General features: G+C 53.9%; 3 protein-coding genes. All 3 read right to left on the bottom strand.

Annotated elements, in window-relative coordinates:
* Window positions 1–148: 148 nt before the first annotated feature.
* Complete coding sequence (locus tag IQ229_RS18870; RefSeq protein WP_194046372.1) at window positions 149–1,525, bottom strand: dihydrolipoyl dehydrogenase family protein; 1,377 nt, start codon at window positions 1,523–1,525, stop codon at window positions 149–151.
* A 65-nt stretch (window positions 1,526–1,590) separates the two neighbouring features.
* Window positions 1,591–2,991 (bottom strand): epoxide hydrolase family protein, encoded by a 1,401-nt coding sequence (locus tag IQ229_RS18865; protein WP_228013564.1) that lies wholly within the window; start codon window positions 2,989–2,991, stop codon window positions 1,591–1,593.
* Between the two features lie 52 nt (window positions 2,992–3,043).
* The coding region (locus IQ229_RS18860; RefSeq protein WP_194046370.1) for an alpha/beta fold hydrolase at window positions 3,044–3,490 on the bottom strand (447 nt) is incomplete at its 5' end.

Below are 3,490 nucleotides of genomic sequence, written 5' to 3'. Positions count from 1 at the left end.
ATGCAAGGATCATGCTCTTGGCAGACACTACCTGGGTAGAAGGGGGTTGGAAAGATGAGGCCATCAGCCAAGCATTGAATATTTGAAATCTCCGGTAAATCAGCGTAGCTGTTGGATCATTCTTTTTTAGTCATTGGTTACTCCTTTCCTACATATTGGGACAGGTTGGCATATCATCTCCAACAAGTAGCCTTGCGAGACTGGGCAACGCCTCACCGTAAGTTGGGTGAATGTGAACCGATTGTTCGAGAACCTGCCACGTTGCTTTAGTTTCCATCAGCGACAAAAAGACATGCACGAGTTCAGCCGCTTCGTATCCAACCAGCGTTGCTCCTAAAATCGAATTCGTCTGGGTGTCGATGACCATGCGGTAAAAACCCAGATCGTGTCCCCACTCAATGCTGCGAGCGATATGAGCCATCGGCAAGGTGACTTCGCGAGCAGAGATACCCTGTTTTTGAGCCTGCTCTAACGTCATACCCACTCGACCCACTTGCGGCTCTGTATAAACGGCATAGCCTAACACCCGATCATTGCGTGTCCGATGTTCGCCACACAGAATAGCTTTCAAGCGACGATAGTCTTCCCAAGAAACATGGGTAAAAGCAGGCTGCTTGGCAGCGTCTCCGATCGCATAAATCCCAGCGCAAGTTGTCTGAAAGCGATCGTCGATTTTAATAAAACCCTGTGCATCTAATTCAACGCCTGTCACCGCAGAATTTAATGCCCCAGTATTCGGTTTGCGCCCAGTCGCAATCAGCAATGCTTCTCCATTGAGTACTTCACCATTGTTCAGCGTTAGGGTAAACACACCGTTGGTATAAGCAACCTGCTGAACAGTCACATTGAAATGCAGTCCAATTCCGTCTTGCTCAAAAGCATCAGCAAGCACAGCACTGACATCAGATTCTTCTTGAGCCAGCAGGCGATCGCCCCGCACAATCAATTTGGTTTGGCTCCCTAAACGTGCCATTCCCTGCCCTAACTCAAGGGCAATATAGCCCCCGCCAACTACGAGCAAACGGGGCGGAATCTGCTGCAAATCAAAGAAATTTCGGTTGGTGAGATAAGGCGTTCCAGCTAAACCGGGAAAGTCAGGAATAGTAGAGGATGTTCCTGTGTTGATAACAACGATCGGAGCCTGTATAGTCACACCTCCTCCGCTTACCATTCGTTCTCCGGTGAAAGCGGCTTCAGCACAGATAACTCTAACCCCTGCACTCTCTAATCGTCGCTTGGTACCTTGGTTAAACTGGCTGCGAATACTACGTACACGCTCCATCACCGCAGGAAAATCTACTTCAACCTGCACGTGTATGCCTAGCTTTGCGGCTTGCCCTGCGCGACCTGCGGCATGGGCAGCGGCTAAAAAGGCTTTAGAAGGAGTACAGCCATAGTTTATGCAACTGCCGCCCAATGCATCGCGCTCAAATAGAACGACGTTTCGACCTGCTTTGGCAAAGTCAGCCGCGAGTGGAACTCCGCCCTGACCACTTCCAATCACAATTACATCTGCTGTTTCCATTGTTACCTCTTTTGATAGCTGAGTTAAAAATACTTTATTGAGCCAAACCTGCGATTTCTTTACAACTAACGCAGTGACCTGAACGCCGCGCGGATCTCCTCAGAGAAAAGCTGCGGCTGTTCCCATGCCGGGAAGTGGCCGCCCTTATCAGCCTCATGGAAGTAGCTCAGGTTGCGATAGGCGCGTCGGGCCCATGTCTCTGGAGCGCGATATAACTCCTCCGGAAATACCGTGATGGCCACCGGGAGCGAGATATCGGCGGTCTTCTGCGCGATCGCGTTCAAGAGACTGGTGTTCTTGTTCTCCCAGTACAGCCGAGCTGACGAGACCGCACTGTTCGTTAGCCAGTACAGCGTGATGTCGTCCAGCACCTCGTCTTTTGTCGGAGACTTTTCGGAATTGCCACCTCTGTACGTCCACTGCGCGAAGCCTGGATGCCCGAGCATCCACGCCGCGAGTCCGATTGGCGAGTCCGTCAGACCGTACCCGACTACCTGCGGTCGCGTACCCATCACCGCGGCGTAGGCTCGTTTGTTCTTTAATGCGTCGAGTGAGTCGAACGCCGCGCGTTCTTTCTCGGAGAGACCCGCAGGCGCAGACCCGCCGTTGGCGAGCACCGCAGCCACGTCGGGTGGTATCGTCGCCGGCAAGTTGATGTGAATACCAAGTAATCCTGCCGGTGCTTGGCGCGCCATCGCGCTGGAGATGGGGGACCCCCAGTCGCCGCCCTGGGCGACATAGCGGGTGTACCCGAGGCGCTTCATCAGCTCCGCCCAGGCACGGGCGATGCGGTCGGGGTCCCAACCTGTACCCATAGGCTTGCCAGAGAAGCCGAAGCCGGGAATTGACGGGATGACCAGATCGAATGCGTCCTCCGGGCGTCCCCTATAGGCTGTTGGATTGGTCAGTGGGCCGATGACCTTTAGCTGTTCAAGTACCGATCCAGGCCAACCGTGCGTGATGAGCAATGGCAAAGCGTTAGGATTTTTGGAGCGAACGTGAATAAAGTGAATGTCCAGTCCGTCGATGTTCGTTACAAACTGCGGCAAGACATTCAGCTTGGCCTCGGCTTTCCGCCAGTCGTACTTCGTTCCCCAGTAACGGACGAGTTCCTTCATTGTTGCCAGTTGCACGCCCTGCGACTGGTCGGCGACAGTCTCCTTGTCAGACCAGCGGGTCGCCGCAATGCGCTTGCGGAGATCGACGATCGCCTCTTGCGGTACGTGGACGCGGAAGGGACGGATTGCGTTGTTTTGGGTCGCGTAGGCGTAGCCCGTCGTAGACATCGCCTTAACCGCGACCTGGGCTTGTGCGCCGATCGGGATGGATTGCTGGGCAAGCAGGCGAGCGGGCGGTGCCAGAAACACCATTGCCGCAAAGAGCGCGACAAGGAGTAGCGAGAGCAGGACGAAGGCATCTGCGGTGCGGGTTTTGGTTTTGTAAGGTACTTTTTTCAGTTTGGTCATAGTGTTTTTTTTTGCTGTAAATTTTCCGTTTCACAACTCAGGCTAAACCCAATTAGTAACCGTCAACTTCGACGACGGCCTTGGCAAACTCCTGCGGCGCTTCTTGCGGGAGGTTGTGCCCGATGCCGCCCTTGACGATCCGGTGTGCGTATTTGCTGCCTGAAAATTTCCTTGCGTAGGTACTGGCATCTGGGTGCGGCGCACCGTTAGCATCACCTTCAAGAGTGATGGTAGGTACGGCGATCGCGGGGGCTGCGGCAAGCCGCTTCTCAATCTCGTCATACTTTGACTCGCCTTTTGCGAGGTCGAGTCGCCAGCGGTAGTTGTGGATGACGATACCGACGTGATCCGGATTGTTAAAGGATGCGGCACTACGCTCAAACGTCGCGTCATCGAAGTGCCATTGTGGCGAAGCGAGTCGCCAGATAAGCTTGTTAAAGACATGTCGGTATTTTTCGTAGCCAGCGCAGCCCCGCTCCGTCGCAAAATAAAATTGATA

Source organism: Nostoc cf. edaphicum LEGE 07299 (assembly GCF_015207245.1).
Classification (GTDB): Bacteria; Cyanobacteriota; Cyanobacteriia; order Cyanobacteriales; family Nostocaceae; genus Nostoc; species Nostoc edaphicum_B.
The sequence above is the reverse complement of the archived record's forward strand: the minus strand, read 5'-3'. Positions and strand labels throughout refer to the sequence as shown.

What these genes read in the sequence shown, in the direction of transcription:
- IQ229_RS18870 (WP_194046372.1), bottom strand. Translation starts at nt 1,525, where the DNA reads ATGGAAACAGCAGATGTAATTGTGATTGGAAGTGGTCAGGGCGGAGTT.
- IQ229_RS18865 (WP_228013564.1), bottom strand. Translation starts at nt 2,991, where the DNA reads ATGACCAAACTGAAAAAAGTACCTTACAAAACCAAAACCCGCACCGCA.